23 protein-coding genes and 1 pseudogene are annotated in these 25,353 nt (G+C 70.1%); 14 read left to right on the top strand and 10 right to left on the bottom strand.

Going from position 1 to position 25,353, the window contains the following annotated elements; genetic code table 11:
* Positions 1-43: 43 nt before the first annotated feature.
* The 4 genes from E1292_RS07725 (at position 44) to E1292_RS07710 (ending at position 1,871) form a co-directional block, all read left to right on the top strand.
* Positions 44-478, top strand: coding sequence for a MarR family winged helix-turn-helix transcriptional regulator (locus E1292_RS07725; RefSeq protein ID WP_220446722.1), 435 nt, complete (start codon positions 44-46; stop codon positions 476-478).
* An 81-nt stretch (positions 479-559) separates the two neighbouring features.
* A complete protein-coding gene (locus E1292_RS07720) occupies positions 560-1,195 on the top strand; it encodes a DsbA family oxidoreductase (protein ID WP_132593476.1) in 636 nt (211 codons plus the stop codon).
* Positions 1,192-1,722, top strand: coding sequence for a nucleoside deaminase (locus E1292_RS07715; protein WP_132593474.1), 531 nt, complete (start codon positions 1,192-1,194; stop codon positions 1,720-1,722). Before E1292_RS07720 ends, E1292_RS07715 begins: the two co-directional genes overlap by 4 nt.
* On the top strand, positions 1,719-1,871 hold the full coding sequence (locus E1292_RS07710) for a DMT family transporter (RefSeq protein ID WP_220446721.1): 153 nt from the start codon (positions 1,719-1,721) through the stop codon (positions 1,869-1,871). The genes E1292_RS07715 and E1292_RS07710 overlap by 4 nt, the downstream gene beginning before the upstream one ends.
* 169 nt (positions 1,872-2,040) lie before the next feature.
* On the opposite strand, the gene E1292_RS07705 is transcribed toward E1292_RS07710, so the two are convergent.
* From E1292_RS07705 to E1292_RS07695, 3 genes are all read right to left on the bottom strand, one after another.
* A complete protein-coding gene (locus E1292_RS07705; RefSeq protein ID WP_220446720.1) occupies positions 2,041-2,595 on the bottom strand; it encodes a DJ-1/PfpI family protein in 555 nt (184 codons plus the stop codon).
* Positions 2,596-2,720: 125 nt separating this feature from the next.
* A complete protein-coding gene (locus E1292_RS07700; protein ID WP_132593470.1) occupies positions 2,721-4,052 on the bottom strand; it encodes a ricin-type beta-trefoil lectin domain protein in 1,332 nt (443 codons plus the stop codon).
* Positions 4,053-4,595: 543 nt separating this feature from the next.
* Positions 4,596-5,336 (bottom strand): FadR/GntR family transcriptional regulator, encoded by a 741-nt coding sequence (locus tag E1292_RS07695; protein ID WP_132593468.1) that lies wholly within the window; start codon positions 5,334-5,336, stop codon positions 4,596-4,598.
* Positions 5,337-5,715: 379 nt separating this feature from the next.
* On the opposite strand from E1292_RS07695, the gene E1292_RS53550 reads away from it, so the two are divergent.
* The 4 genes and pseudogenes from E1292_RS53550 to E1292_RS55675 all read left to right on the top strand — a co-directional run bounded on the left by E1292_RS53550 (position 5,716) and on the right by E1292_RS55675 (position 12,773).
* The gene (locus E1292_RS53550) at positions 5,716-8,073 is read left to right on the top strand and encodes an RICIN domain-containing protein (RefSeq protein ID WP_132593466.1); all 2,358 of its coding nucleotides are present in this window, start codon (positions 5,716-5,718) and stop codon (positions 8,071-8,073) included.
* Between the two features lie 121 nt (positions 8,074-8,194).
* Positions 8,195-11,014 (top strand): PQQ-dependent sugar dehydrogenase, encoded by a 2,820-nt coding sequence (locus E1292_RS07685; protein ID WP_132593464.1) that lies wholly within the window; start codon positions 8,195-8,197, stop codon positions 11,012-11,014.
* An 11-nt stretch (positions 11,015-11,025) separates the two neighbouring features.
* Positions 11,026-12,359: pseudogene (locus E1292_RS55680) on the top strand (ThuA domain-containing protein); the annotation flags it as partial.
* A complete protein-coding gene (locus tag E1292_RS55675) occupies positions 12,345-12,773 on the top strand; it encodes an RICIN domain-containing protein (RefSeq protein WP_369334334.1) in 429 nt (142 codons plus the stop codon). The pseudogene E1292_RS55680 and the gene E1292_RS55675, both read left to right, overlap by 15 nt.
* Positions 12,774-12,861: 88 nt before the next feature.
* Here the strand turns inward: E1292_RS55675 and E1292_RS07675 are convergent, their stop codons facing one another.
* The 7 genes from E1292_RS07675 to E1292_RS07645 are packed head-to-tail and all read right to left on the bottom strand — an operon-like array spanning position 12,862 to position 19,446.
* On the bottom strand, positions 12,862-14,196 hold the full coding sequence (locus E1292_RS07675) for an alkaline phosphatase family protein (protein ID WP_132593462.1): 1,335 nt from the start codon (positions 14,194-14,196) through the stop codon (positions 12,862-12,864).
* A complete protein-coding gene (gene eboE / locus E1292_RS07670) occupies positions 14,196-15,308 on the bottom strand; it encodes a metabolite traffic protein EboE (protein WP_132593460.1) in 1,113 nt (370 codons plus the stop codon). The genes E1292_RS07675 and eboE overlap by 1 nt, the downstream gene beginning before the upstream one ends.
* A gap of 2 nt (positions 15,309-15,310) precedes the next feature.
* Complete coding sequence (locus E1292_RS07665) at positions 15,311-16,156, bottom strand: TatD family hydrolase (RefSeq protein ID WP_132593458.1); 846 nt, start codon at positions 16,154-16,156, stop codon at positions 15,311-15,313.
* Positions 16,157-16,663, bottom strand: a complete 507-nt coding sequence (locus E1292_RS07660) for an EboA domain-containing protein (RefSeq protein ID WP_132593456.1) — start codon at positions 16,661-16,663, stop codon at positions 16,157-16,159.
* Positions 16,608-17,474 (bottom strand): sugar phosphate isomerase/epimerase family protein, encoded by an 867-nt coding sequence (locus E1292_RS07655; protein ID WP_132593454.1) that lies wholly within the window; start codon positions 17,472-17,474, stop codon positions 16,608-16,610. The genes E1292_RS07660 and E1292_RS07655 overlap by 56 nt, the downstream gene beginning before the upstream one ends.
* On the bottom strand, positions 17,471-18,316 hold the full coding sequence (locus tag E1292_RS07650; RefSeq protein ID WP_132593452.1) for an SCO3242 family prenyltransferase: 846 nt from the start codon (positions 18,314-18,316) through the stop codon (positions 17,471-17,473). Before E1292_RS07650 ends, E1292_RS07655 begins: the two co-directional genes overlap by 4 nt.
* Positions 18,313-19,446: an inositol-3-phosphate synthase gene (locus E1292_RS07645; protein ID WP_132593450.1), complete on the bottom strand. Its 1,134-nt coding sequence runs from the start codon at positions 19,444-19,446 to the stop codon at positions 18,313-18,315. Before E1292_RS07645 ends, E1292_RS07650 begins: the two co-directional genes overlap by 4 nt.
* A 392-nt stretch (positions 19,447-19,838) precedes the next feature.
* Here E1292_RS07645 and E1292_RS07640 point away from each other — a divergent pair, with 392 nt between their 5' ends.
* From E1292_RS07640 to E1292_RS07620, 6 genes are read left to right on the top strand one after another with little or no spacing between them, the layout of a single operon-like run.
* On the top strand, positions 19,839-21,278 hold the full coding sequence (locus E1292_RS07640; protein WP_132593448.1) for a sugar ABC transporter ATP-binding protein: 1,440 nt from the start codon (positions 19,839-19,841) through the stop codon (positions 21,276-21,278).
* Entirely contained in the window at positions 21,279-21,542 is a 264-nt protein-coding gene (locus E1292_RS53545; RefSeq protein WP_246089983.1) for a hypothetical protein, read from the top strand. It begins immediately after the preceding gene.
* Positions 21,479-22,279: an ABC transporter permease gene (locus E1292_RS07635; protein ID WP_246089982.1), complete on the top strand. Its 801-nt coding sequence runs from the start codon at positions 21,479-21,481 to the stop codon at positions 22,277-22,279. The genes E1292_RS53545 and E1292_RS07635 overlap by 64 nt, the downstream gene beginning before the upstream one ends.
* Complete coding sequence (locus tag E1292_RS07630) at positions 22,276-23,226, top strand: ABC transporter permease (protein WP_132593446.1); 951 nt, start codon at positions 22,276-22,278, stop codon at positions 23,224-23,226. Before E1292_RS07635 ends, E1292_RS07630 begins: the two co-directional genes overlap by 4 nt.
* On the top strand, positions 23,213-24,409 hold the full coding sequence (locus E1292_RS07625; protein WP_132593444.1) for a substrate-binding domain-containing protein: 1,197 nt from the start codon (positions 23,213-23,215) through the stop codon (positions 24,407-24,409). Before E1292_RS07630 ends, E1292_RS07625 begins: the two co-directional genes overlap by 14 nt.
* Before the next feature lie 38 nt (positions 24,410-24,447).
* A complete protein-coding gene (locus E1292_RS07620; RefSeq protein ID WP_132593442.1) occupies positions 24,448-25,281 on the top strand; it encodes a sugar phosphate isomerase/epimerase family protein in 834 nt (277 codons plus the stop codon).
* Positions 25,282-25,353: the final 72 nt, after the last annotated feature.

Genomic DNA, 25,353 nt, shown 5'->3' with positions numbered 1-25,353 from the left:
GCACATGCAGCTATCTGGATCGCATGCCTCTCGTGGAGGCAGTGTGAGTGTCGCCTGGTCGCAAGTGGCGGTGTTCGCCTCTGCGGTGGACGCGAGTCTGGACAAGTGGCTTGCCGATACCTACCGGCTCGGGCTGACCGAGTTCCGGGCGCTGACCTTCCTGAGCCAGGCGTCGGACAAGGAGTTGCGGGTCAACGACCTCGCCCAGCGAGTCGGCCTGAACCCCAGCTCGACCACGCGCCTGGTTAGCCGGCTGGAGGCGAAGGGCCTCGCTCGCCGTGACGTCTGCCCGGACGATGGCCGGGGCGTCTACGCCGTCATCGATGAGTGCGCAGAGACGCTGTTGGCGGAGGTCCGCGATTCCTACGAGGCCCGCGTCCAGGAGTTGCTGAGCAAGCCCGCCATCCACTTCCCCCACCTGGACGCACGTCTCATCGCCGGCGCCATCGCCGAGGTGGGCGCCCTCGTCGGACCCTGACGCCGCAGAGCAGAACTGCGACGTCCTGCTCTTTGCGCATATATCTGCATGTACAGGCATCAACTGAGAAAGGATCGTGCCATGACCACCCAGGTCGATGTGTTCGTCGACTACGTCTGCCCCTTCTGCTTCCTCGTCGAGCCAGCGATCGAAGAGCTCAGGCGCGAGCGCGATGTGGAGGTGACGATTCGCCCGTTCGAGCTGCGCCCTGACCCGGTGCCCACCTTGCGGCCGGAAGACGAGTACCTGCCGCGGGTGTGGAAGGACGCGGTGTACCCGATGGCAGAGCGTGTCGGCGTGCCGATGACGCTGCCCTCGGTCTCGCCGCAGCCCCGTACCGCGAAGGCGTTCATGGTGCTGCAGCTCGCCCGGGAACGGGGCAGAGCCGAGGCCTACACCGAGGCGATGTTCCAGGCCTTCTTCCAGGAGGACCGGAACATCGGTGAGGACGAAGTGATCATAGACGTCGCCACCTCGGTCGGCCTCGACCGCGCTGAGGCCCGACAGGCACTCCACAGCGAGGAGCGCCGGATTCGCCAGCGTGAAGATCAGGAGTATGCCGTGAACGTCGTCGGGATCGACGCGGTGCCCAGTGTCGTCATCGGGGGGCACGTCCTGCGTGGGGTACCGTCGGCGACCCGGTTGATGAAGGTCGTTGACCAGCTCGCCGCGCAGGAGGCAGGACCCCGCGCTCCGCGGGCGGAGGACCGGTCATGATCGTGCCCGCATCAGACCTGAGAGCGGTCATGGACCTGGCTGTCGAGGCCTGCATCACCCACGTTGCGGCCGGTGGGCTGCCCTTCGTCGGCGTCCTCGTGGCGGCCGACGGGGAGGTGATCTCGGGGTTCGGAGTCAACCGGGTCAGGGAGACCGGCGACCCCACCGCGCACGCCGAGGTCGTCGCGATGCGCGACGCCATGACCACCCACGGTCTCGACACCCTGACCGGCGCTGTGCTGCTGGCTACCGGGGAGCCGTGCGGGCTGTGCTACCGGTACGCGGTCGACCGCGGCGTTGAGGCGATCTACGTTGCTGTCGATCGCGATGAGGTCGCCGCCTTCGGCTTCGACTACCGGGCCAGCTATCCAGCGTTCGGCATCACCGATGAGCACCGGGCCGAACTGCTGCGCCCGTTGCCCGTCGCGCGCGGCGACGAGCCGTTCACCCGCTACCTGGACACCGACATCCCTGCCGGGAACGCGCCCGCGCGTCCGGAAAGTGAATCGAAAGGAACACCTTCATGAGCTGGCTCCACCTGGGCATCGCCGTCATCTTCGAGGTCGCCGTCGGCATCGCGGCGGGCAAGGCGCAGGGCTTCACGAAACTGTGGCGGACCATCGGCTCCCTCGTCAGCGGCGCGAGGCCACCTTCTTCCTCAGCCTCGCCCTGCTGACCTTCGACGTCGGTGTCCCCACACTCGAACGAGCCCGGGCGATGACCTGAACCACACCACGAGGCCCCCGCAATGCCGCGACCGTCCAGCAGGAGAGTGCACATCCAGCGGCACGCCCGTGGTCGTCACCCCGCCGCGTCGATGCCCGTGCCGGACAGGGCGTATCGACCTACAACGACACGTTCGCGCCCCCCAGCACGCGCATGAAGGCACGTGACCACTCAGGCAGGTCCGGCCAGCCACGGCAGGAGACCATTGCGCCGTCCACCACGTCGGGGGCGTCCACGAAGGTCGCACCAGCCATTTCCATGTCGGCCCTCAGCGGCGGGAACGCCGCCGTGGTACGGCCGCGCAGCAGGCCGAGCGCGGCCGGCACCTGGGGGCCGTGGCAGATCGTGCCCACCGGCAGGCCGCGCTCGAAGAAGTGGTGCACGATGCGGGCGACGTCGGGATCGGTGCGGATGTACTCCGGCGCGCGGCCGCCCGGGATCACCAGCGCCTGGTAGTCCTCGGGGCGCACGTCGGCGAATGCGAGATCCACCGGCAACTGATGGCCGGGCCTCTCGGTGTAGGCGTCCCAGCCCGGCTCGAAGTCGTGGACCACCAGCTTCACCGCACGCGTGGTGGGGGCGGCCACGATCGCCTCATGGCCCCCTTCCCGGAGGCGGAAGACGGGGTACATGGAGTCCAGCTCTTCCGCCGCATCGCCGGTCAGAACAAGCACTCGGGCCATGACTCACTCCTGTTCTCCCACGGTCGATCTTCATCATCATGGGGCGGAAAGGGCAGACCGCCGCCGGAAGCCTCGCCCGCGTGCGGCCATGGCGCGCGGCCGGCCGTCGCAGGTTGTCAGGCGCGGGTCCACTGCTGGTTGGCGCCGCCGTGGCAGCTCCAGATCTGCAGCCTGGTGCCGTTGGCGGTGCCGGCGCCGCTGACGTCGAGGCACTTGTTCGCCCCGACGGCGGTGATGCTGCCGTCGGCGTTCAGGCGCCACTTCTGGTTGTCCTGGCCGTTGCAGTCCCAGATGATCACCGCGGTGCCGTCCGCCGTGCCCGCCCCGTTCACGTCCAGGCACTTGGTGCCGTAGACGCGCAGCTCACCGGCGCTGGTCGAGGTCCACTGCTGGTTCGCCTGCCCGTTGCAGTCCCAGATCTGCGCCAGCGCGCCGTTGGCCTGCGAGGCGCCGTTGACGTCCAGGCACCGGCCCGACCCCGCACCCCGCAGCGCGCCCGTGTCCGGCGGATTCGGGTCGCCGCCTCCCAACTGCGTGAAGAACTCCCAGACCACTGGTCTGGTCCAGGAGTTCTCGCCGGGTTCGAAGTCGCCAGGCCTCCCATCCACGGGACCGGGGGTGTGGCCCGCGTCGAACGCCGCCCACGCGACCGGATACCCGGTCCGGCATCCCGAGTAGTAGGTGACGATGTGCGTCAGGCTGCCCTGCGCGGGCTCCGGCGGGCTCTGGGGCGTGCAACCGTTGTTCCTGACGAACCTGTCACGGAGCGACCGGCCCGCGGAGATGTTGAGCACCGGATCCCTCAGGCCGTGCAGGCCGATGTACGCGACGGGCTCCGTGCCGCCGCTGCACCCGCTGAGCTGCGCGCCGGCGTAAACCGCCACCGCGCGGAAGACCGTCGCCCGGGCGCACGCGAGCGCGTAGCTCATGCCGCCGCCGTAGCTGAAGCCCAGGGCGAAGCGTTGTGCGGTGTCCACACAGAGGTCCGCCTCGATCTCCCGGATCATGTCGTCGACGAAGGTGACGTCCTCGCCGCCCGAGTTGGCCCAGCCGTTGTTCAAGCCCTGGGGCGCGACGAAGATCGCGGTGTTGTCCGACAACGCTCTGAGCCCGTAGTAGGACCACGGATAGCCACTGGTTCCGCCCGAGTCGACATCGCCTGCGGTGCCGCCGTTCCAGTGAAATCCAAAGATCAACCGGTAGGGGGTCGTGTTGTTGTAGTTGTCCGGAATTCTCAGGATGTAGTTGCGATTCTTGCCGCTCGTGGTGATCGAATGAGTTCCGCTGGTCAGCGTCGGGGTTCCGCCGCATCCCGCGGTGGGCGCGAGGGCGCTCTGGTCCGCGGGCGATGGGGCCGCGCTGTCGCCCAGTGCGGCCTGTCCCGTGGCCGGAACGATGAGCAGTGCGGCCGACGCGACAGCTGTGAAGAGTAACCTGATCCTCGACATCACGCACATTCCTTTGCTCTTCTCGTGGTGACACACGTGAAAGGAAGCCGCTGCTGTCACCTTGAGGGCGTGGGCGGCCGGAGTTTCTGCTCTTTTATTCGGTGATACCGGACCGACCGGGCGCGCGCCATTTTCGGCCGATCGGGAACCGCCGACACCGGCGCGCATTCGCCGATGGGCCTGGATTTCATGGTGTTAGCGCTAACTAAGCGCCGCCGTAATTGCTTCTCCTTCTTTCGGGCGGCTGACGGGGATGGTGTAGAGGAGCAAATATGGACGTGACAGGACCTGTCAAGGGCCGGCCCGCTCGACGTTGAGGGCTCTCGCCCGGGAGCCCTCGTTCGCCCTTCCGCCTGACCAGGACAGGCGGCCGCGCCCACCGCCGATCTGTCGCGATGAAACTTTCACATCGTTCCGAGTGTTCGGGGGCGGGAGAGCCGGCTGGTACGCATTCGACAGCGGCCGCGCCTGCCCGGTCGCCTCGGCTTGCCTGGCCATGTCTCGCCGGTCGCGCGCGGCCCGGACCAGTCCGGGCCGGCCGCCTCAGTGGGACGAGAAGAAGAGGCGCTGCTGGATCTCCCTGCGGTAGTCGTCGAGGGTGTTGTCGATGTGCGTGGCCGCGGCCTGGGCGGCCGCTTCGGGATCGCCGGCGCGGATGGCCTGGTAGATGGCGTCGTGCTCTTCGACGGCCTTGGCGGCGTGCCCGCCCACCGAGCCGCGCAGGCCGATGAGGCTCGACTGCGCCTGCAGCCTGCGGGCCTCCCGCACGGCGACCTGAAGGAACATGTTGTGCGAGGCCGTGGCGATGGCGGTGTGGAAGGCGTCGTCGCCCTCGTTGAACAGCTCCTCGCGTCCGGTCTCGAAGCCGTGGCGGCACACGCCGGCGCCATCTTCGATGGCCCGCAGCTCGGCAGGGGTGGCGCGGCGGGCGGCCAGCCGGCTGGTCTCCGTCTCCTGCGCCCGGCGAAACTCGAACAGCATGTAAACGTGGTCGAGGTCGGTCGGGAGGAAGAAGGACCCCCAGCGCCCGGTGCCCAGCATCCCCTCGTCGTCGGCCACGTACAGGCCGCGGCCCTTCTGGGCGCGTACCCGGCCGAGCGCGGAGAGTATCTTCACCGCCTCGCGCACCACGGTGCGGCTGGTGCCCAGTTGCCGGGCCAGCTCGTTCTCGGTCGGCATGCGGTCGCCCGGACGCAGGCCGAGTTCGACGATCAATTCCAGCACCTGCTCGGCGGCTACCTCGTAACCCGGCCGGTATCCGCTCTCGCGCGGGGTGTCGGTCACCGTGCTTCCTCCTTGCCGTTCCCTGCAAAAGTATGACTGATGAGCCGACCCTCTCCGCCACGAGTGTTGTCCGATGAGTACGACACATATGAACGGTTCATTCGAGATTTGCGGTGGCTGATGTGCGTGGTCGCAGGTGTTGCTGCTGATGAAGGCATGAATCAGCTCACCATGGCCATGCGCTCGGTGCGCGAACCGAGAAATGAGCAGGCTTAAGGGCTTGACGGGTATCCCTGATCCGAAGGTAATTAGGAGCGAGGCCGGCGGTCCCCGTCCGCTCCACCCCGCAAAGGCGTCACCTGTCTGAGGATCAGGGTGTGACCTGGCCATACGCCTACCCCCCGAAGGAACAACTGTGCCCTTACCTCCATCCGTCACGATGCCGAGACCCATCTTGATCGGCGTCGTCACCGCCGTGTTGGCCGTGGCGTCCGCCCTCGTCGCCCCCGCCTCTCCGGCCCTCGCGGCCACCACGACCCTGTACGCGTCACCCGACGGCACCGGCACCGCCTGCACCTCCGCCCAGCCGTGCCCGCTGGCCGCGGCGCAGACGGCGATCCGCTCGCTGAACGCGGGGATGTCCGGTGACATCGTCGTGGAGCTGGCCGGCGGGGTGTATCGGCTGCCCGCGCCGCTCCGGCTGACCGCCGCCGACTCCGGGAACAACGGCTACTCCGTCAAGTGGCAGGCCGCGGCGGGGGCCGTCCCGGTCATCAGCGGAGCCAGGGCGGTCACCGGATGGACCGTGGCGGACTCGGGAAAGAACATCTGGCGCGCCGACGTCGGCACCGGGATCGATACCCGGCAGCTGTACGTCGACGGTGCGCTCGCCACCCGGGCGCGCACCGCCGTCAACCGGTCAGACTTCACCGCGAGCAGCACCGGGATGAGGTTCACCAGCGGCGCGCTGAGCTATCTGAACAACCTCGCCCATCAGGGCCGGGTGGAGATGGAGAGCGTCGGTTCGTTCACCGACCGGTACGCGCCGGTGCGGAGCATCAGCGGAAACCTCATCACGATGCGGCAGCCCGCCTGGAACAACAACAACTTCGGGTACGACACCTTCACCAGCCCGCACCGGGCCGGCCCGCTCCACCTGGTCAACGCCTACGAGTTCCTCGACTCGCCGGGGGAGTGGTACCTCGACCCCACGACCGGCGCCCTGTCCTACATCCCGCTCGCCGGGCAGAACATGGGCAACGTCAGCGTGGAACTGCCCGTGCTCCAGTCGCTGGTGCACGTCGGGGGAACCTACGACGCGCCCGCGCACCACATCACGTTCAGCGGGATCACCTTCACCGGCACGAGCTGGCTCGGCCCCAGCGGCGACCAGGGCTACGTGGACCAGCAGACCGGCGCCTACATCGCCGGCAACTGGAACTGGCCCGCCTTCACCTCCTGCCACCAGGGCTGCCGCCAGTTCGAGGCGACCCGGCCGAACTGGTACCAGATGCCCGCCGCCGTGCAGGTCTCCGCAGCGAACACCATCACCTTCACCGACTCGCGCTTCCTCAACCTGGGACAGACGGCCATCGGCATCGGCAACGACGCCAACGCGCACGCCGGCGGGGTCGGCCTGGGCGCCGCCGACATCACCATCACCCGGTCGGAGATCGCCCACAGCTCGGCCGGCGGCGTCGTGGTCGGCGGCGTGCGCGCCGACGCGCACCACCCGAGCGACCAGCGGATGGTCAACCGGAACATCACCGTCAGCCACAACCGCATCCACGACCTCGGCCTGGACCACCGGGGCGTCGTCTCGGTCCTGACCACCTACGTCACCGGCACCGACGTGTCCCACAACGAGGTCTACAACCTGCCCTACACCGGCATGTCGATCGGGTACGGCTGGGGCGCCAACGAGCCGGGCGGCAGCACCCACTACGCCGACCGCGGCCTGTACGACTTCCAGCCGCGCTACACCACGGCCACCACCGCCTCCGGCAACCGGCTCGTCGGCAACTACGTGCACGACGTCATGCAGCAGATGACCGACGGCGGCTGCATCTACACGCTGTCGTGGAACCCGGGCGCGGTGATCAGCGACAACCACTGCCTGCGCACCAACGGCTGGTTCGGCATCTACTTCGACGAGGGCTCCAGGTACTACACCGTCAGGAACAACGTGCTGTCGAGCACCGGCACCTGGGCCACCGCCAACTACTGGTACGGCGAGAACATGGGCGACTTCACCGTCACCGGCAACTGGTCGACCAACGGCAGCACCAACGTCACCAACGGCGACCGCGGCAACGTGGTGAACAACAACGTCACCGTCACCAACGGCGCCTGGCCGGCCGGCGCCCAGGCCGTGATCGCGTCCGCCGGACCCCAGGACCGGCCACCGGGGAGCACGAGCGCGTTCAAGGGGGTGGGGTCGGGCCGGTGCCTGGACGTCAACGGCGCCTCGCAGGCCAACGGCGCGCTGGCGCAGATCTGGGACTGCAACGGGCAGGCGAACCAGCAGTGGACCTCGACCAGCGCGGGCGAGCTGCGCGTCTACGGCACCAGGTGCCTGGACGTGAACGGGGCGGGTACGGCGGACGGCACCGCGGTGATCATCTGGGACTGCAACGGCCAGGACAACCAGAAGTGGCGCCTGAACGCCGACGGCAGCATCACCGCCGTCGGGGCGAACAAGTGCCTCGACGTCAGCGGCGCCGGCACCGCCAACGGCACCAAAGTGCACATCTGGTCGTGTAACGGCGATAACAACCAGAAGTGGACCCGCGCCTGACCGTTCGCCTGACGACGATCCTCGTCTCCCGACGTGGCCGGAGGGAGCACTCCTCCAGCCACGGAGCAGAATCCCGGGCGCCTCGCCCTGACCGGTCTTCCTGCTGCAGGAGGGAACACTCATGTCCCGACGTCCGTGGCTCACCTTGCTGATTACGCTGGCGCTCATCGTTCCCGGAGCACTCGCGCTCAACGCCTCCCCTGCGAACGCCCTCGACATCCCGGCGTCCGACTACCAGCAGGTGTCCCTCGCGTCGGGTGGCGCGGAACTGGGTGAGGCGATGTCGCTGGCCGTGCTGCCGAACCGGTCGGTGGTGCACACGGCGCGCGACGGCACGGTCCGGGTCACCGATGTCGACGGCAACACGACGGTGGCCGGCAGGCTCACCGTCTACACCCACGATGAGGAGGGCCTGCAGGGCGTGGCGGTCGACCCCGGCTTCGCCTCCAACCGGCACCTCTGGCTCTACTACTCCCCGCGGCTGAGCACGCCGACCGGCGACGCGCCGAGCACCGGCACGCAGTCCCAGTTCGACCAGTGGAAGGGCGAGCTGTACCTGTCCCGCTTCACCCTCAAGGCGGACGACACCCTCGACCTGACCAGCGAGAAGGTGGTCCTGCGGGTGCAGAACGACCGTGGCCAGTGCTGTCACGTGGGCGGGGACATCGACTTCGACGCCGCCGGCAACCTGTACCTGACCACCGGCGACGACACCAACCCGTTCGAGTCGAGCGGCTACTCCCCGCTGGACGAGCGGACCAACCGCAACCCCCAGTACGACGCCCAGCGCTCGTCCGCCAACACCAACGACCTGCGCGGCAAGCTCCTGCGCATCAAACCGCAGCCCGACGGCAGCTACACGATCCCCAGCGGCAACCTGTTCCCGCCGGGAACGGCGAAGACCCGGCCGGAGATCTACGCGATGGGCTTCCGCAACCCGTTCCGGATGAGCGTGGACAAGGCGACCGGCGTCGTCTACCTCGGCGACTACGGGCCCGACGCGGGCGTGACCAGCTCCAGCCGCGGGCCCAGCGGGCAGGTGGAGTTCGACCGCATCACCGGCACCGGCAACTACGGATGGCCGTACTGCACGGGCACGAACACCACCACCGAGACCTACAACGAGTGGAACTTCGCCACCAACAGCACCGGTCCGAAGTACGACTGCGCGGGCGGCCCCGCCAACAACTCCTTCCGCAACACCGGCCTGACCACGCTGCCCGCGGCGAAGCCGGCCTGGATCCGGTACGCGGGGGACGCCGGAAGCCCGCCGGAGTTCGGCTCCGGGTCGGAGTCACCGATGGGTGGCCCGGTCTACCGCTACGACCCCAACCTGAACTCGGCCGTCAAGTTCCCCCAGTCGCTCGACGGGCGGTACTTCGCCGGTGAGTACGGCCGGCGCTGGATCAAGGCGATCGAGGTCAGGTCGGACGGCGGGTACGGGGAGATCGCGGCGTTCCCCTGGTCGGGGACGCAGGTGATGGACATGGCCTTCGGCCCCGACGGAGCCCTGTACGTGCTCGACTACGGCACCGGGAGCAACAACCAGGCGCTCTACCGCATCGAGTACATCGGCAGCGCCGACCGCAACCCGATCGCCAAGGCGTCCGCCGACAAGACGTCCGGACCGGCTCCGCTGGCGGTGAACTTCTCCTCGGCGGGCAGTTCGGATCCGGAGGGCGGCGCGCTGACCTTCTCGTGGGACTTCGGCGACGGCACCACCTCCACGGCGGCGAACCCGAGCAAGACCTACACCACGAACGGCACCTACACGGCGACGCTCACGGTCCGGGATCCGCAGGGTCTCACCGGCACGGCGAGCGTGATCGTGACCGTCGGCAACACCGCGCCGACGGTCACCCTCACCACCCCTGCCGGAGGGCAACTGTTCTCCTTCGGAGACACCGTGCCCTTCCAGGTCACCGTCAGCGACCCGGAGGACGGCACGATCGACTGCGACGGGGTCACCGTCGCCTACTTCCTCGGCCACGACAGCCACCGCCACCAGATCACCTCCACTACCGGCTGCTCGGGCTCCATCGCGGTGCCGGTCGACGGTGAGCACGACGCCGCGGCCAACATCTACGGCGTCTTCGAGGCCTCCTACACCGACAGGGGCGGCCTGACCTCGACCAGCGCCCGCACGCTCCAGCCGCGGCACCGGCAGGCGGAGCACTTCGGCGCCCAGCAGGGCGTCCAGACGGCCGAGCACGCCACCGCGGAAGGCGGCAAAACGGTCGGCTTCACCGACGACGGCGACTGGATCTCCTTCCAGCCGTACCACCTGGCGAACGCGACGAGCTTCACGGCCCGGGTGTCCTCGGCCGGCGCGGGCGGCAGGATCGAGGTGCGGGCGGGCTCGGTGACAGGCACGCTGCTGGGAACGGCGGACGTGGCGAGCACCGGCGGCTGGGACACCTTCACCGACGTCTCGGCGAACCTCAGTGGCGCGCCGGCCGGCACGACGACGTTGTATCTGGTCTTCCGCGGCCCGACCGGACAGGGTTACCTGTTCGACGTGGATGCCTTCACCCTCGACACCGGCACCCCGCCCTCGGGGAGCACGAGTGCGTTGGAGGATGTGGGGTCGGGCCGGTGCCTGGACGTCAACGGCGCCTCGCAGGCCAACGGCGCGCAGGCGCAGATCTGGGACTGCCATGGCCAGGCGAACCAGCAGTGGACCTCGACCAGTGCGGGCGAGCTGCGGGTCTACGGCACCAGGTGCCTGGATGTGAACGGGGCGGGTACGGCGGACGGCACCGCGGTGATCATCTGGGACTGCAACGGCCAGGACAACCAGAAGTGGCGCCTCAACCCCGACGGCAGCATCACCGCCGTCGGGGCGAACAAGTGCCTCGACGTCAGCGGCACCGCCAACGGCACCAAGGCGCGCATCTGGACCTGCACAGGAGGAACCAACCAGCGCTGGACCCGCCTCTGAAAGGGACAAGCATGCTGCGACATCCGACCCCCGCCGCGCCCGGGCGCACCGCGGGGAGCGACCGAAAGCCCTCCGTGCTGCGACGGCTGTCCGTGGCGGTGGTGGCGATCATCGCCGCCGCGACGATGGTCCCCGCCATCCCCGCCCAGGCCGCCGCCTTCAAGGTGCTGGTGTTCTCCAAGACGGCCGGGTTCCGGCACGACTCGATCCCCACCGGCATCCAGGCCATCCGCGACCTGGGGACCGCCAACGACTTCGCCGTCGACACGACGGAGGACTCGGGCGCCTTCAGCGCGGCCAACCTGGCCCAGTACCAGGCGGTCGTCTTCCTCAACACGACCGGTGACGTGCTGAACGACACCCAGCAGGCCGCCTTCCAGACGTATGTGGACGGCGGAGGCGGCTACGTCGGGGTGCATGCGGCCGCGGACACGGAGTACGACTGGCCCTACTACGGGCAGCTGATGGGTGCCTGGTTCAGCAACCACCCGGCGATCCAGCAGGCCACCGTACGGAACGAGGACCGGGCGCACGCCGCGACCGCTCACCTCGGAGGGACCTGGTACGTACCGACGAGTGGTACAACTACCGCTCCAACCCGCGCCCGAACGTCCGGGTGCTGCAGAGCCTGGACGAGGGCAGCTACAGCGGCGGCGGCATGGGCGATCACCCGATCACCTGGTGCCGCCCGCAGTCCTCGGGCCGCGCGTTCTACACCGGCCTGGGGCACACCCAGGAGTCGTACGCCGACCCGAACTTCCGCACGCTGCTGCTCGGCGGGATCCGGTACGCGGCCAGGGCCACCAACGCCGACTGCCGTCCGGAGACCGGGTACACGCCGTTGTACAACGGCTCGACGACGGGCTGGTCGCAAGCCGGCCCGGGGTCGTTCGCCAACAGCGACGCCACGCTGACCTCCCAGGGCGGCATGGGCATGTTGTGGCACAACGCCAGAGAGTTCCGCTCCTACTCCCTCAAGCTCGACTGGAAGCTGACCGGCGACTCCAACTCCGGCGTGATCGTCGGGTTCCCGGCCACCGGCGACCCCGACACGGCGCTCGACACCGGATACGAGGTGCAGATCGACGCGACCGACACCGCGGACAAGACGACCGGGGCCATCTACGGGTTCCAAGCCGCCGACCTCGCCGCCCGCGACGCGGCGCTGAACCCGCCGGGCCAGTGGAACACCTACGAGCTGCTGGTGGAGGGTGAGCGGCTGCAGGTGTTCCTGAACGGCAGCAGAATCAACGACTTCACCAACACCGATCCGGTCCGCTCGCTCCAGCAGGGCCACATCGGCATCCAGAACCACGGGGCCGGCGACGTCGTGGACTTCCGCAACATCCGCATCAAGGAACTGGCCGGCACACCGGGCGGCACGAGCGCGCTGCGCGGTGTGGGCTCGAGCCGGTGCCTGGACGTCAACGGCGCCTCGCAGGCCAACGGCGCGCTGGCGCAGATCTGGGACTGCCATGGCCAGGCGAACCAGCAGTGGACCTCGACCAGCGCCGGTGAGCTGCGCGTCTACGGCACCAGGTGCCTGGACGTGAACGGGGCGGGCACGGCGGACGGCACCGCGGTGATCATCTGGGACTGCAACGGCCAGGACAACCAGAAGTGGCGCCTGAACGCCGACGGCACCGTCACCGCCGTCGGGGCGAACAAGTGCCTCGACGTCAGCGGCACCGCCAACGGCACCAAGGCGCGCATCTGGACCTGCACCGGAGGAGCCAACCAGCGCTGGACCCGCGTCTGAGGCTCTCGGTCACACCTCGCGCGGCCCCTCGACCGGGGCCGCGCGAGCCACGGGGCGCAGCGACCTCCGGTCGCGGTGCCGGTGCCCGTCAGCGCCCCGCCCGGGCGGCCAGGGAGGCCAGGAGTCCCTTGACCTCGGTCGCCTCGTACGAGTCACGGTCGGAGGGAGCGATGATCAGCGGTCCGTCGTCAGGGAGATCCGGCAGCCGGCCATGACTGCCCCGCACCGGCGCCGGGTCGAGCGGCACCACCCGGATCGTGTACCGGAAGCCCAGTTTCTTCCTGGCGAGCGCCGCCCCCGCGCGCAGCTTGACGAACGGATCGCGTGGGTCCATGAACAACTCGGCGGGGTCGTAGCCGGGTTTGCGGTGGATGTCCACGAGCCTGGCGAAATCCGGGGCGCGGTCGTCGGAGAGCCAGTAGTAATAGGTGAACCAGGCGTCGGGCTCCGCCACCGCGACGAGCTCGCCGGCACGTTCGTGGTCGAGCCCGTACTTCGCCTTCCCCGCCTGGTCGAGCACCTCGTCCACGCCGGCCAGTTCGCCGATGACGGCGCGGGTGCGGTCGAGGTCGCCAGGGTCGCGCACGTACACGTGGGCCACCTGGTGGTCGGCGACGGCGAAGGCCCGCGACGTCCACGGGTCGAGGTACTCCATCCCGGCCTGGACGTAGACCTCCAGGAGACCCGCGGCGCGCAGCGCCCGGTTGATGTCCACCGGGCGGGACACCGGGGTGATGCCGTATTCGGAGAGCACGACCACCTCGGCGTCCTCGGCCAGGAGCGGAGCCAGCGCGGCGTCGACGGCGCGGGCGGCCGCGATCGCCTCGGGACCCGCAGGGCCGTACCGCTGGAGGTCGTAGTCGAGGTGAGGCACGTAGACCAGCAGCAGATCCGGCCGTTCGCGGGCCAGGATGCGGCGGGCCGCGGCGATGATCCATTCGGAGGAGGCGATCCCCGCGTTGGGTCCCCAGTAGGTGAACAGGGGGAACGGCCCCAGCGCAGCCTCGAGGTCGTCGTGGAGTGAGGGCGGGCGGGTGTAGCAGTCGGGAGACTTGCGGCCGTCGGCGTGGTAGACGGGACGCGGGGTGACGAGCAGGTCGGTCGGCGCGCCCATCGCGTACCACCAGCAGACGTTGGCGGTGCGCAGGCCGGTCGCGGCGGTCCACAGCTGGTCGCCCTGGATGAGCGCGTTGTGCTGGCGCCACAGCAGCACCTCGCCGAGATCCCGGAAGTACCACCCGTTTCCCACGATGCCGTGGTCGCGGGGCATCGAACCGGTCAGCAGGGTGGCCTGCATCGAGCAGGTGACGGCGGGCAGCACGGGCCGCAGCGCGGCCGCCGACCCCACCTTCGCCACGTTCGGCATGTGCGCGAGCAGGCGCGGGGTGAGCCCGACCACATTGATCACGATCAGCGGCGCCATCACATCTCCTTCAGCCCGAGGGCGGCCAGCTGCGCCCGCATCCAGTGGAGCTCGGCGGCGATGCCGTGCGCGATGTCGGACGGCGCGCCGGGAAGCACGTTCCACGTGTAGGTCTCCACCTCGACGTGCCTGGTCAGCGGGCGCTCCCTGCCGAGAAGCACCTCCAGCAGGTGCCGCAGGTAGGGGGCGCTGGTGGCGAGCGGAGGGGGCGGCGCGTCGTGCAGCGGGACGTGGAAGTGCACACGCCAGCTCTCGTCCGCGGGCAGGCCACCGGCCAGGGCCTCGCCCAGGTCGTCGGTGTATCCGGTGGCGGAGCGCGTCTGGTGGAGGAAACGGGGCTCGTCGAACGCGGCCAGGGCCCGCTGCGCCCGCGGCGGCGCCACCAAGGCGCACGACGCCTGGAGCTTCACGATCGGCAACCCGCTGGCGGCGCCCGCGTCAGGGTCCTCGAAACCCACGGCCATGTGGCAGGCGTCGAGACAGAGACCGAGGTGGTCGTGGTCCACGCCACTCAGCAGGGCGCTCGCCTGGGGCGTCGTCTCGACGATGCAGCCGGGCTCGGGCTCGAAGCCCAGCCGGATCACCTTGCCGGTACGGCCGGCCAGCGCGCGCAGGCCCTCGGCGACCGCGTCGAGATTGGCCGTCACCGCCGCCGCCTTCTCTCTCGTCCACCCGGTCCGCCAGGCGAGCGGAAGGGTCGAGATCGTGCCCTCGGTGACGTCGTCCGGCAGCAGCGAGGCGAGGATCTCGGCGAGCCCGAGCGTGTAGCGCAGCCGCTCCGCGTCGGCCCAGTCAGGGGTGTAGACGCGGTACTTCACGATCTCGTCGTGGAAGCCGCGGTAGGGGAAGCCGTTGAGGGTCACGACCTCCAGCCCGAGCGCGGTCAGCCGCTCGCGCAGCGCCGCGAGTTCCTCGGGCCGGGCGGTGAGGTCGGCGGCGGCGTGCTGGGACAGCCACAGCCCGAGCCCGAGCCGTTCGACGCCGAGCAGGTGCCTGACCCGCGCCGCGACGCCGGACAGCTGACCGTGAATGCCGGGGAGATCCTCGGCGGCGTGGACATTGGTGCAGTAGGACAGATGCACCGTCGAGCCGTCCGCATGGCGCAGCCGCATGGTCAGCCCCGCTTGATCGTGTTGCCGGCGTAGTCAGGGCAGGCTTCCGAGCCGCTCTCGAGGTCAAGCCGGCCGCTCTGCCCGTAGAAGGTGACCGGATTGCGCCACAGCACCCGATCCACGTCGTCCTCGCCGAAGCCGGCCGCGAGCATGACGTCGGCTACCTCGCGCGTCTTCAGCGGATCGCTGCGTCCCCAGTCGGCCGCCGAGTTCACCAGCATCCTGTCCGTGCCGTACTGCTTGAGCAGGGTCACCATCCGGTCGGGGTCCATCTTGGTGTCCGGGTAGATGGAGAACCCCATCCAGCAGCCCGAGTCCGCGACCATGCCGACGGTCACCTCGTTGAGGTGGTCGATGAGCACCCGTGCGGGGGGCATCCCGGCCGCCCGCACCACGTCGAGCGTCCGGCGGGTGCCCCCGGCCTTGTCCCGATGCGGGGTGTGCACGAGTACCGGAAGATCATTCTCCTGTGCCAGGGCGAGCTGGGCCTCGAACGCCCGCTCCTCCTCTGCCGTCATCGAGTCGTAGCCGACCTCGCCGACCGCGACGACGGAGTCCTTCAGCAGGTATCGCGGCAACTCGACCAGCACCCCCGCGCATCGCGGATCGTTCGCCTCCTTCGGGTTGAGCGCGAGAGCGCAGTGGTGGCGGATGCCGTATTGCGCCGCGCGATAGGGCTCCCAGCCGAGCAGCGCGTCGAAGTAGTCGAGGAAGCTGCCCACATGGGTACGGGGCTGTCCCAGCCAGAAGGCGGGTTCGACGACGGCCCGGACCCCCGCGGCGTGCATGCGCTGGTAGTCGTCGGTGGTCCGGGAGGTCATGTGGACGTGGGGGTCGAAGATGCGCATTCAGATCCTCTCCAGGACGTCGCGCGGGACGGGCCGGCCGGCCGCCCGCAACTCCGCCGCGTAGTCCGACAACATCCGGGCCAGCTCGGCGTCGAAACGGCGGTCCAGCTCGGCCACCGCCTCCAGGGGGATCGACATGAAGACGCACTTGAGCACCCCTTGCCGGAAGGAGTGGTCGCCCAGCCACGCCGAGCCGTACGGGCCGAGGGCGGCGGCGACCAGCCGCGCGTCATTGCTGCGAAGCGCGTCCTCCACCAGCGCGACCGCCGTGCCTTCCAGGTCGAGCTCGTGCAGGACGGTCAGAATCGCCAGCCGCTCACCGCTGTCGCCGGCCTCGTACAGGCTCCGGATCACCGTGTGGTGGCCGCGCAGCGCGCCGAGCAGCGCGGCCCGGGCGCCCGGGCCGCCCCGCCGTTCGGCCTGCGGGAAGAGCCGGTGGATCGCCTGCGGGTCAGCTTCGACCTGCCGGACGGCCTGGGCCAGCCACTCCTGTGCCGGCTCCTTCATGTGCCCTCCTCAAGAAGTCGATCGACCGGCGGGCGACCTGCGGGGCCGCATGGCTGTGCCGGGCCAGTTCCACGGCCACCAAACCCGGGTAGCCGCGCAGAGCGGCGAGCACCGGCACGAAGTCGATCTCACCCTCGCCGAATTCCAGGTGCTCGTGGACTCCCCGGCGCATGTCCTCCATCTGCACGTGCACGGTGTACGGCAGCGCCCGCCGGACACAGGTGTCCAGGTCCTCCCGCTCGATGCAGTGACAGTGCCCGATGTCGAGGGTGAGACCGAACCGGGTATGGGCGCCGAGCATCGCGCGCAGCCGCTCGAAGCCGTCCAGGTCGGCGACGAGCATCCCGGGTTCGGGTTCGAATCCCAGCGTGACGCCCACCTGATCGGCCTCGTCGAGCAGCCGTGCGCACTGGCGGGCCAGCCGCGTGTACGCCTCCTCCTCCGGCACGCCGTCGGGCCGGACGCCGCTCCACAGATGCACCACGGGAGCGCCCAGGTCGGCGGCGACGCGCATCGCCGTGATGAGGAACTCCGCTCTGCGGCCTGCGTCGTCGCTGATGAGGGTCGGATGGTGTTTGCGCAAGGGATCGAGGGTGTAGCGCCCGCCCGTCTCGACGACGGCATCGAGGCCGAGGCGATCGAGGACCCCGGCGATCCTGGACACCTCCGCGGCCAGCCCGGGGGAGTGGGGGTCGAGATGACCGTGGTCGAGCGTGATGGCCGCACCCGTGTACCCCAGATCGGCCAGGACCGCGAGCGCCTCGGGAAGCCGGTGGCCGGCGAAGCCGTTGGTGCAGTAGGCCCACCTCACGATGTCGCCAGCCGGGATGAGAGCCACCTTCCCACGGGGAGCGAACACAGCAGCGCGCCCGCCATCGCGAACCGTCCGCCACCGGCGACCGCCGCCGCCTGGAGCGGGATCAGGCCGAGGATGCTCAGGCGGACGGCCTGCCGCACGTTCTCGGGGTCGGGAAGGGTCCGTAACCCGGCCTGGACCGGAAGGGTGGAGACGAGATAGCCGGCGATGAGGACGCCCGCTACGGTCCGGGCGGTGGCTCCACCCCGCGCGCAGGAGGCGGCCGCGAGCCCGGCCGCCACGGTGCTGGCCACGAGCGCGCGCTCGGCGGTCCCGCGGGTCGCCCCCGTCACCTCGGCGCGGCCGAGGACGCTGATTCCGTAGGTGTGCGCGCCTATCGCCAGTGCCGCCGGCACCGCGGACCTTGCCTGCTGGCCCGCGCCCAGAAGCACGTCGAGCACGCGGCAGGCCGCCATCGCCGCCGGTCCCGCCACCGTCCGTTTGAGGCGCAGATCGTAGGCCCACACCGCGCCGGCCAGCAGGCCGGCGACGGCGAGACCGCGACGGCCGCCGGCGAGGGCGGCGGTGGACAGGCCCGCGCCGGTCAGGGCGGCTGCGAGCCCGAGCGCGACGCCCGGGCGGACCCGGCCTGACGGGATCGGGCGCTCAGGACGCTCGACGGCGTCCGCCTCACGGTCCGCCCAGTCGTTGAGCGCCATTCCCGACCAGTACACGAGCACCGACGCCAGGGCCAGGCCGGGCGCCGGACGCCGCCCCGCGGCGGCGGCTCCCGCCATGGTGTCCCCCGGCACCGACAGCGCGGCAGGTGCGCGGACCAGTTCGAGCAGCGCCCTCATGACAGCTCCTCGGCGAAGGCGCGCAGCCGGGCGTACTGGGCGGCCAGGGCGTGCTCGCCCGTCCCCAGCGGGCTCTTGAAGAAGTACCCGAGCTCGGACTGGACGCCGTGCCGCCCTTTCTCGTGCGCGCGGGCGACCAGCCGGGCCAGGTCCAGGACGAGCGGAGCGGCCAGCGCCGAATCGCAGCCCTGCCAGGTGAACTGCAGCGTCATCCGGACGCCGAGAAAGCCCTCGAAGCTCACGTGGTCCCAGGCGGTCTTCCACTCTCCGAGGTCCGGGACGTAGTCGATGTGCGTCTCACCCTCCACGGGCCCTCCCAGGACCTGCGCGACGACCTGGTCCTTGGAGAGCCGCTTGCTGGACCTGGCGGCCGGATCGGCGAGTGTCGCCCCGTCGCCGCCGCCGAGCAGGTTGAGCCCGGACCAGGAGCGGACGCGCAGTGCCCGGTCAGCGAACATGGGCGCCAGGGCGCTCTTGACCAGGGTCTCGCCGGTCTTGCCGTCGCGTCCCGCGTACGGCACGCGCCGCCGGGCGGCGAGTTCCGCCAGGGCGGGCAGGGTCGGCCCGGTGGAGGGGGTGAACTCGACATAGCCGCACCCCGCGTGGAACGCCGCATAGGCGTACAGCGAACTCGGCGGCAGGACGTCGTCCCCTGCGGCGAGCCGCTCCTCGAGGTCGGCCAGCCTTTCGAACTCCGGGCGCGGATCCACCGGGGGCTCGGTCGACGACACGTTGACGACGACCACCCGGGCCAGCCCGTGCCGGGCGCGGAAGCCGGCGATGTCGTCGATCAGCCGGGTCGCGGCCCGGCCGCCGTCACCGGGGACGTAGCCCGGCCGGATCTCGGCGTCGGCGGCGTCCAGGTCGGACGCGAGCAACCCCGGTAAGTCCGGGGATATGACCTCTGCTCTGCCCAGCTGTTCGGCGCGCTTGCGTAAGGAGGTCTCGGCGACGTCATGGCCGCCGAAGATCAGGTCGGTCAGCGGAACCAGCTGCCCGGGGAAGCCGGCGGACTCGCTCACGCATCCATGGGGGGACGCCGCTCCCGCCTTGATGGCCGCGGCGCCCACGATGGCAGTGGTCGCCACGGATCCTCGTGCCCCGATAAGCCACACACCGAGCTTGTCCATGAAAGCTCCATCGTGTCGGGACTACCCCGCATGCGAAGGCATCCAGTAGGTAAGTCTCCGCGATGGTAAAAGCTATTTTTGTCGATGGTCAAGCATAAGTGGGCTTATCGCTGTCCTAATATCCGCCGCCTACGGCCATCACCGCCCGGTCCACGCGTCGGGTGTACGCGACACCCGCTCTTTTCAAGGGGACGCCACCTGTCGCGACCCCTTGATTATGTCGTGCTGGTGGCGGACTTTTGCTTGACCATCGACATAAGCCCGCTTAGCATCCCGCAACATGACGGATATAGGCCTGAACCCTGCCGATGGCCCCCGAGCAGGGACGGCGCCTACTCCTCGCTGCCTGCCGAGCACGCCCGGGGGTCACCGGGGACGGAGAGGCTGACCGGATGCTGAGCATGCGCGGCATCGGCAAGAGCTTCCTGGGCGTGCGGGTGCTGTCCGGGGTGGACCTCGATGTGACGGCCGGCGAGGTCCACGCCGTCGTCGGCGAGAACGGCGCGGGCAAATCCACCCTGATGAAAATCATCTGCGGGGTTCACGCGCCGGACCAGGGCACGATCGAGATCGACGGCCGGCCCGTCTCCTTCGGCCATCCGCTTGAGGCGCAGCGCTCCGGCATCGCGATCATCCACCAGGAGTTCAACCTGCTGCCCGAGCGCACCGTCGCCGAGAACGTGTTCCTCGGGCGCGAGCCCGTCAGACGCGGCCTGGTCGATCGCGCCGCCATGGAGGAGGCGACCGCGCGGCTCCTCGGCGAGCTGGGCGAGGATCCCTTCGGCCCCCGCGACGCCGTCAAGCGCCTGCCGGTGGCCCAGCAGCAGATCGTCGAGATCGTCAAGGCGCTGTCGGTGAACGCCCGGCTCGTCGTCATGGACGAGCCCAGCGCGGCGCTCGCCGAGCACGAGGTCGAGTTGCTCTACCGGCTGATCGGGCGGCTGAGGGAACGCGGCGTCGCCGTGGTGTACATCTCCCACCGATTACGCGAGGTGTTCGATCTCGCCGACCGGGTCACCGTGCTCAAGGACGGCTCGCGCGTCACCACGCTCCCGATCGGCGAGGTGACCCCCGACGCGTTGATCCGCCTGATGGTGGGCCGTGACCTCGGCACCTACTTCCCGCCCCGCTCGGCGGGTGCCGGCGAGGTGCGGCTCAGCCTGCGCGCGGCCGGCAACCACAAGCTCCATGACATAGACCTGGAACTGCGTGCCGGGGAGATCGTCGGCATCGCCGGCCTGCAGGGGTCCGGCAGGTCGGAGCTCGCCAAGGCGATCTTCGGGGCGGAGCCGTTCACCACGGGCGAGATGACCCCCTCGCGCCCGCGCTCGGTCCGGGAAGCCGTGGCCATGGGCATCGGGCTCGTGACCGAGGACCGCAAGGCCGAAGGGCTCGCGCTGCGCCAGTCCGTGCGCGACAACGTCCTGCTCGTCGCCCGCGCGGTGGGCCCAGGGAACCGCGACGGCGTCCGCGACCTGCTCGAACGGGTACGCCTGTCGCCCGCGCGCCGGGAACAGGAGGTCCGCTACCTGTCCGGCGGCAACCAGCAGAAGGTCGTGCTCGTCAAATGGATGACGATGGCGCCGCGGGTGCTGCTGTTCGACGAACCGACCCGGGGAGTCGACGTCGGGGCCAAGGCCGCGATCCACGACCTGATGCGCGAACTGGCGAACGACGGCATGGCCATCATGATGATCTCTTCCGAACTGCCCGAGCTCATCGGCATGAGCGACCGTGTCGTCGTCCTGCGCGACGGCCGCGTCGCGGGCGCGCTGCCGGCCGGGGCCTCCGAGGAAGCCATCATGCGCCTGGCCGCGGGAGAGGTGGCATGAATGCACCTGCTCACGCGCGCCCGCCGCAGCCAGGCGCACGGCGGCCTGGCTGCGCACCTGCGCGAACCCGCGCGGGTGGTGTTCCTCGCGCTGCTCGGCCTGGTCGCGGCCGGCTGGGTCCTCGTCGCGCTCGACGGCGGCCAGTTCCTCACCCTGGAAAGCGTCGTCGGGATCCAGCAGGCTCCGCCGCCCTCGGCATCGTGGCGATCGGTCAGACGCTGGCGATCCTGGCCGGGTCGCTCGACCTGTCCGTGGCGTACCTGATCAGCCTGTCCTCGCTCGTCGCCGCGGAGATCATGGCGGGCCAGGACGGCAACGTCGGGCCTGCGGTCGCCGCGGTGCTGATCATCAGCTCGCTGGTGGGACTGGTCAACGGGCTGGTCATCACCAGGCTCCAGGTCCACGCCTTCATCGCCACGCTCGGCGTCGCTCTGATCATCAAGGGCGTCGTCGACCACCTGTACGACGGTCCGGCGGGCAGGGTGCCCGAGTCGTTCCAGCTCCTCGGCTACTCCCGCGTCGGGCCGGTACCCGTCTCCGCCATGCTCTGGGCGGGCGTGGCCGTCGTGGCCTGGTTCCTGCTGAGCAGGACCCGGCTGGGCTACCGGATCTACGCGGTGGGCGGCAACGAGGAGGTCGCCCGGCTGTCCGGGATCCGCACGGCCCGCGTCATCGTGATCACTCACGTGCTCTGCTCGGTCTGCGCCGGCATCGCGGGCCTGCTGCTGGCCGCCAGGCTCGGGGCGGGGGCGCCCACGGTGGGCACTGATGGCGGCTATGACCTGGAGTCCATCGCCGCGGTCGTGCTCGGCGGGACCGCGCTGGCCGGAGGCAGGGGCGGGGTCGCCGGAACCGTGGGCGGGGTCCTGCTGCTGGCCGTCCTGGACACCCTCTTCAACCAGCTCGAGGTCAACTCCTTCGTCAAGGACGTGGTCCGCGGCGCGGTCATCGTCATCGCGGTGGCCGTCTACGCCCGGCGCCGAGCGAGGCGGTCGGCATGAAACGGGCACTACCCATCCTCGCGGTCCTCGTGGTGCTGCTGGCCGCGATCGCAGTCGCCAATCCCTACTTTCTGGAACCCGCCGGGTTCCTGGCGTTCCTCAAGCGGGCCGCGCCGCTGGTGATCCTCGCCGCGGGACAATATTTCGTCGTCGTCTCCGGCGAGTTCGACCTGTCGGTCGGCTCGCTGGTGACGGCCGAGGTGGTGATCGCCGCCCGGCTGATCGACGGCGACGAGTCCGTCACCTGGCCGGTCCTCGCCCTGCTGATCGTCGCCGGGCTGCTCGTCGGCCTCGTCAACGGCGTGCTCACCACCAAGCTGCGGGTGCCGTCGTTCATCGTGACGCTCGGCATGCTGCTCGTCCTCAGCGGGGCGGTCTTCCTCTGGACCGGTGGCGCGCCGCGCGGCGCGCTGTCGGAGGGCTTCCGGGCGTTCGGCCGCGGCGGCCTCGGGCCGCTGCCGTGGTCGGTGCTGATCCTGCTGGCCGTGGGCGCGGCGGCGATCTGGCTCATGCGCGCCGACTTCGGCAAGACGCTGATGGCCACCGGTGACAACGAGCGCGCCGCGGCACTGTCCGGGGTGCGGGTCGACCGGGTCAAGATCTTCGCCTTCATGCTCTCCGGCCTGTCCGCGGCCGTCGCGGCGATCCTGCTCGGCGGTTTCGCCGGGGTCTCGGCGCAGGCGGGCCAAGGGCTGGAGTTCTCCGCCATCACCGCGGTCGTCCTCGGAGGCGTGGTGCTCGGCGGCGGCCGCGGCTCCGTGCTCGCCGCCATGGCCGGGGCGGTCACGCTGGAGGCGCTGTTCACCCTGCTCAACCTGTACGGGATCTCGGGGGCGCTGGAGTCCACCGTGCAGGGCGTCATCATCATCGCCGCGGTCGCGGCGGGAGCCATCCGACTTCCCCGGAAGTCCACCCCCCGAAGAGGAGACGCTCATGCCGCGCCTTGAGGCCGCGATCGCCGTGTCAGCCGCGCTCGTCCTTGCCGGCTGTACCACCGACAAGCCGACGGACACCACCCAACCCGCGCCGCCCGCCACGAGCGCCGAGAGCTCGGGCACAGGAGCGCAGTCGAAGTTCTTCGTGCAGGCGGACTTCGACGCCCAGCTGGCCATGCGTTCCCAGACGCCTCAGGGCCCCGCGGCCAAGCCCTGGGAGCAGGCCATCGACCCGAAGATGATCGACACGGCACAGTACAAGAAGGACGGGCCGTACCACCTGTGCTTCTCCAACGCGGCGGTCAACAACCCCTGGCGCCAGGTCGGCTGGAAGACGATGCAGGCCGAGGTGGGCCTGCACGAGGAGATCGAGAAGTTCACCGCCCTGGACGCCGAGGGCAAGGACGACAAGCAGATCTCCGACATCGCCGAGCTGCAGGCCAAGGGCTGCGACGCGCTGATCGTCTCACCGAACACCACGGCGACGCTCACCCCCGCCGTGACGGCCGCCTGCGGGAAGGTGCCCGTCATCGTGTTCGACCGGGGCGTGGAGACGGACTGCCCGGTGACGTTCATCAAGCCCATCGGCGGCTACGCCTTCGGCGCCGACGCCGCCGAGTTCCTGGCCGAGAAGGTCCCGGCGGGCGGGAAGGTGCTGGCGCTGCGCATCCTGCCCGGCGTCGACGTCCTGGAGACCCGCTGGTCGGCGGCGAAGGTGATCTTCGACAAGAGCAGCCTCCAGGTGGTGGGGGTGGAGTTCACCGACGGCGACGCCGCCAAGACCAAGAGCATCGTCAGCGACTACATCCAGCGGCACGGCACGATCGACGGCGTCTGGATGGACGCCGGCGCCACGGCGGTGGCCGCGGTCGAGGCGTTCGAGGACGCCGGCCTGCCGGTGCCGCCGATCAACGGCGAGGACCAGCAGGACTTCCTGCAGAAATGGAAGGACACCGGCCTCACCGCCGTCGCGCCCACGTACCCGACCTACCAGTGGCGGACCCCGATCATCGCCGCGCTGAAGATCCTCAAGGGCGAGGAGGTGCCCGAGACGTGGAACCTGCCGCAGCCGAAGGTCACCAGCGACAACCTGCCAGCCTACCTCAAGCCCAACATGCCGCCCCTGCACTACGCGCTGTGCGGGTGTGAGGACCTGCCCGGCTTCCCGGAGGCCTGGGGCGGGAAGAAGAGCTGACCGGCTCCTTCCCGCGAACGACGACGAAGAGGTGCGCCATGTTCTCCATCGGAGTGAACACCTGGGTCTGGGTCTCCCCGCTGACCGACGACGACCTGGCGCGGCTCGCCCCCCGCATCGCCCGGTGGGGCTTCGACGTCATCGAGCTGCCCGTCGAGCGGCCCGGCGACTGGAGCCCGGACAAGGCCGCGGCGGTGCTGGCCGAGCACGGGCTGACCGCGTCCGTGGTGCTGGTCATGCCGCCGGGGCGCGAGCTCGTGGCCGCCTCCCCGCAGACCGTCCGCGACACCCAGGACTATCTGCGGCACTGCGTCGACGTGGCGGTGACCGTCGGCTCCCCGGTGATCGCAGGGCCGGCGTACGCCTCGGTCGGCCGCACGTGGCGGCTCTCGCCGGACGAACGCCGGGCGGTCTACGCCGAGCTGCGTGAGCGGCTGCGCCCCGTCCTTGACCATGCGGCCGAGCGCGGGGTGAAACTCGCGGTCGAGCCGCTCAACCGGTACGAGACCAGCCTCCTCAACACCGTCGAGCAGGCGCTCGACGCGTTGCCCGAGGACTGCCACCTGGCACTCGACGTCTACCACATGAACATCGAGGAGAAGGACCCCGCCCAGGCGGTGCGGGCCGCGGCGGATCGCACCGCGCACGTGCAGGTGTGCGGCACCGATCGCGGCACGCCGGGGGCCGACCGCTTCGACTGGCCGGGCTTCACCCGGGCCCTGCGCGACACCGGCTACGAAGGCCCGCTCGTCATCGAGTCGTTCACCGCGCACAACCAGACCATCGCCACCGCGGCCTCCATCTGGCGGCCCCTCGCGGAGAGCCAGGACGCGCTGGCCGTGGACGGCCTCGCCTACCTGCGCGCCCTCTGACACCGATCTGAAAGTTTCATACTGATCTCGCCGAGATGAGGGCCCCGGCACGGCTTCGGGATCGTCGTCACC

The organism is Nonomuraea deserti, from assembly GCF_004348685.1.
GTDB classification, from domain to species: Bacteria; Actinomycetota; Actinomycetes; order Streptosporangiales; family Streptosporangiaceae; genus Nonomuraea; species Nonomuraea deserti.
The sequence above is the reverse complement of the archived record's forward strand: the minus strand, read 5'-3'. Positions and strand labels throughout refer to the sequence as shown.

Bases quoted from the DNA above. Each gene is read 5' to 3' on its own strand.
- E1292_RS07720 (WP_132593476.1), top strand. From the start codon at position 560: ATGACCACCCAGGTCGATGTGTTCGTCGACTACGTCTGCCCCTTCTGC.
- E1292_RS07715 (WP_132593474.1), top strand. From the start codon at position 1,192: ATGATCGTGCCCGCATCAGACCTGAGAGCGGTCATGGACCTGGCTGTC.
- E1292_RS07710 (WP_220446721.1), top strand. From the start codon at position 1,719: ATGAGCTGGCTCCACCTGGGCATCGCCGTCATCTTCGAGGTCGCCGTC.
- E1292_RS07700 (WP_132593470.1), bottom strand. From the start codon at position 4,052: ATGTCGAGGATCAGGTTACTCTTCACAGCTGTCGCGTCGGCCGCACTG.
- E1292_RS53550 (WP_132593466.1), top strand. From the start codon at position 5,716: ATGCCGAGACCCATCTTGATCGGCGTCGTCACCGCCGTGTTGGCCGTG.
- E1292_RS07685 (WP_132593464.1), top strand. From the start codon at position 8,195: ATGTCCCGACGTCCGTGGCTCACCTTGCTGATTACGCTGGCGCTCATC.
- E1292_RS07675 (WP_132593462.1), bottom strand. From the start codon at position 14,196: ATGGCGCCGCTGATCGTGATCAATGTGGTCGGGCTCACCCCGCGCCTG.
- eboE (WP_132593460.1), bottom strand. From the start codon at position 15,308: ATGCGGCTGCGCCATGCGGACGGCTCGACGGTGCATCTGTCCTACTGC.
- E1292_RS07665 (WP_132593458.1), bottom strand. From the start codon at position 16,156: ATGCGCATCTTCGACCCCCACGTCCACATGACCTCCCGGACCACCGAC.
- E1292_RS07660 (WP_132593456.1), bottom strand. From the start codon at position 16,663: ATGAAGGAGCCGGCACAGGAGTGGCTGGCCCAGGCCGTCCGGCAGGTC.
- E1292_RS07650 (WP_132593452.1), bottom strand. From the start codon at position 18,316: ATGAGGGCGCTGCTCGAACTGGTCCGCGCACCTGCCGCGCTGTCGGTG.
- E1292_RS07645 (WP_132593450.1), bottom strand. From the start codon at position 19,446: ATGGACAAGCTCGGTGTGTGGCTTATCGGGGCACGAGGATCCGTGGCG.
- E1292_RS07640 (WP_132593448.1), top strand. From the start codon at position 19,839: ATGCTGAGCATGCGCGGCATCGGCAAGAGCTTCCTGGGCGTGCGGGTG.
- E1292_RS53545 (WP_246089983.1), top strand. From the start codon at position 21,279: ATGCACCTGCTCACGCGCGCCCGCCGCAGCCAGGCGCACGGCGGCCTG.
- E1292_RS07630 (WP_132593446.1), top strand. From the start codon at position 22,276: ATGAAACGGGCACTACCCATCCTCGCGGTCCTCGTGGTGCTGCTGGCC.
- E1292_RS07625 (WP_132593444.1), top strand. From the start codon at position 23,213: ATGCCGCGCCTTGAGGCCGCGATCGCCGTGTCAGCCGCGCTCGTCCTT.
- E1292_RS07620 (WP_132593442.1), top strand. From the start codon at position 24,448: ATGTTCTCCATCGGAGTGAACACCTGGGTCTGGGTCTCCCCGCTGACC.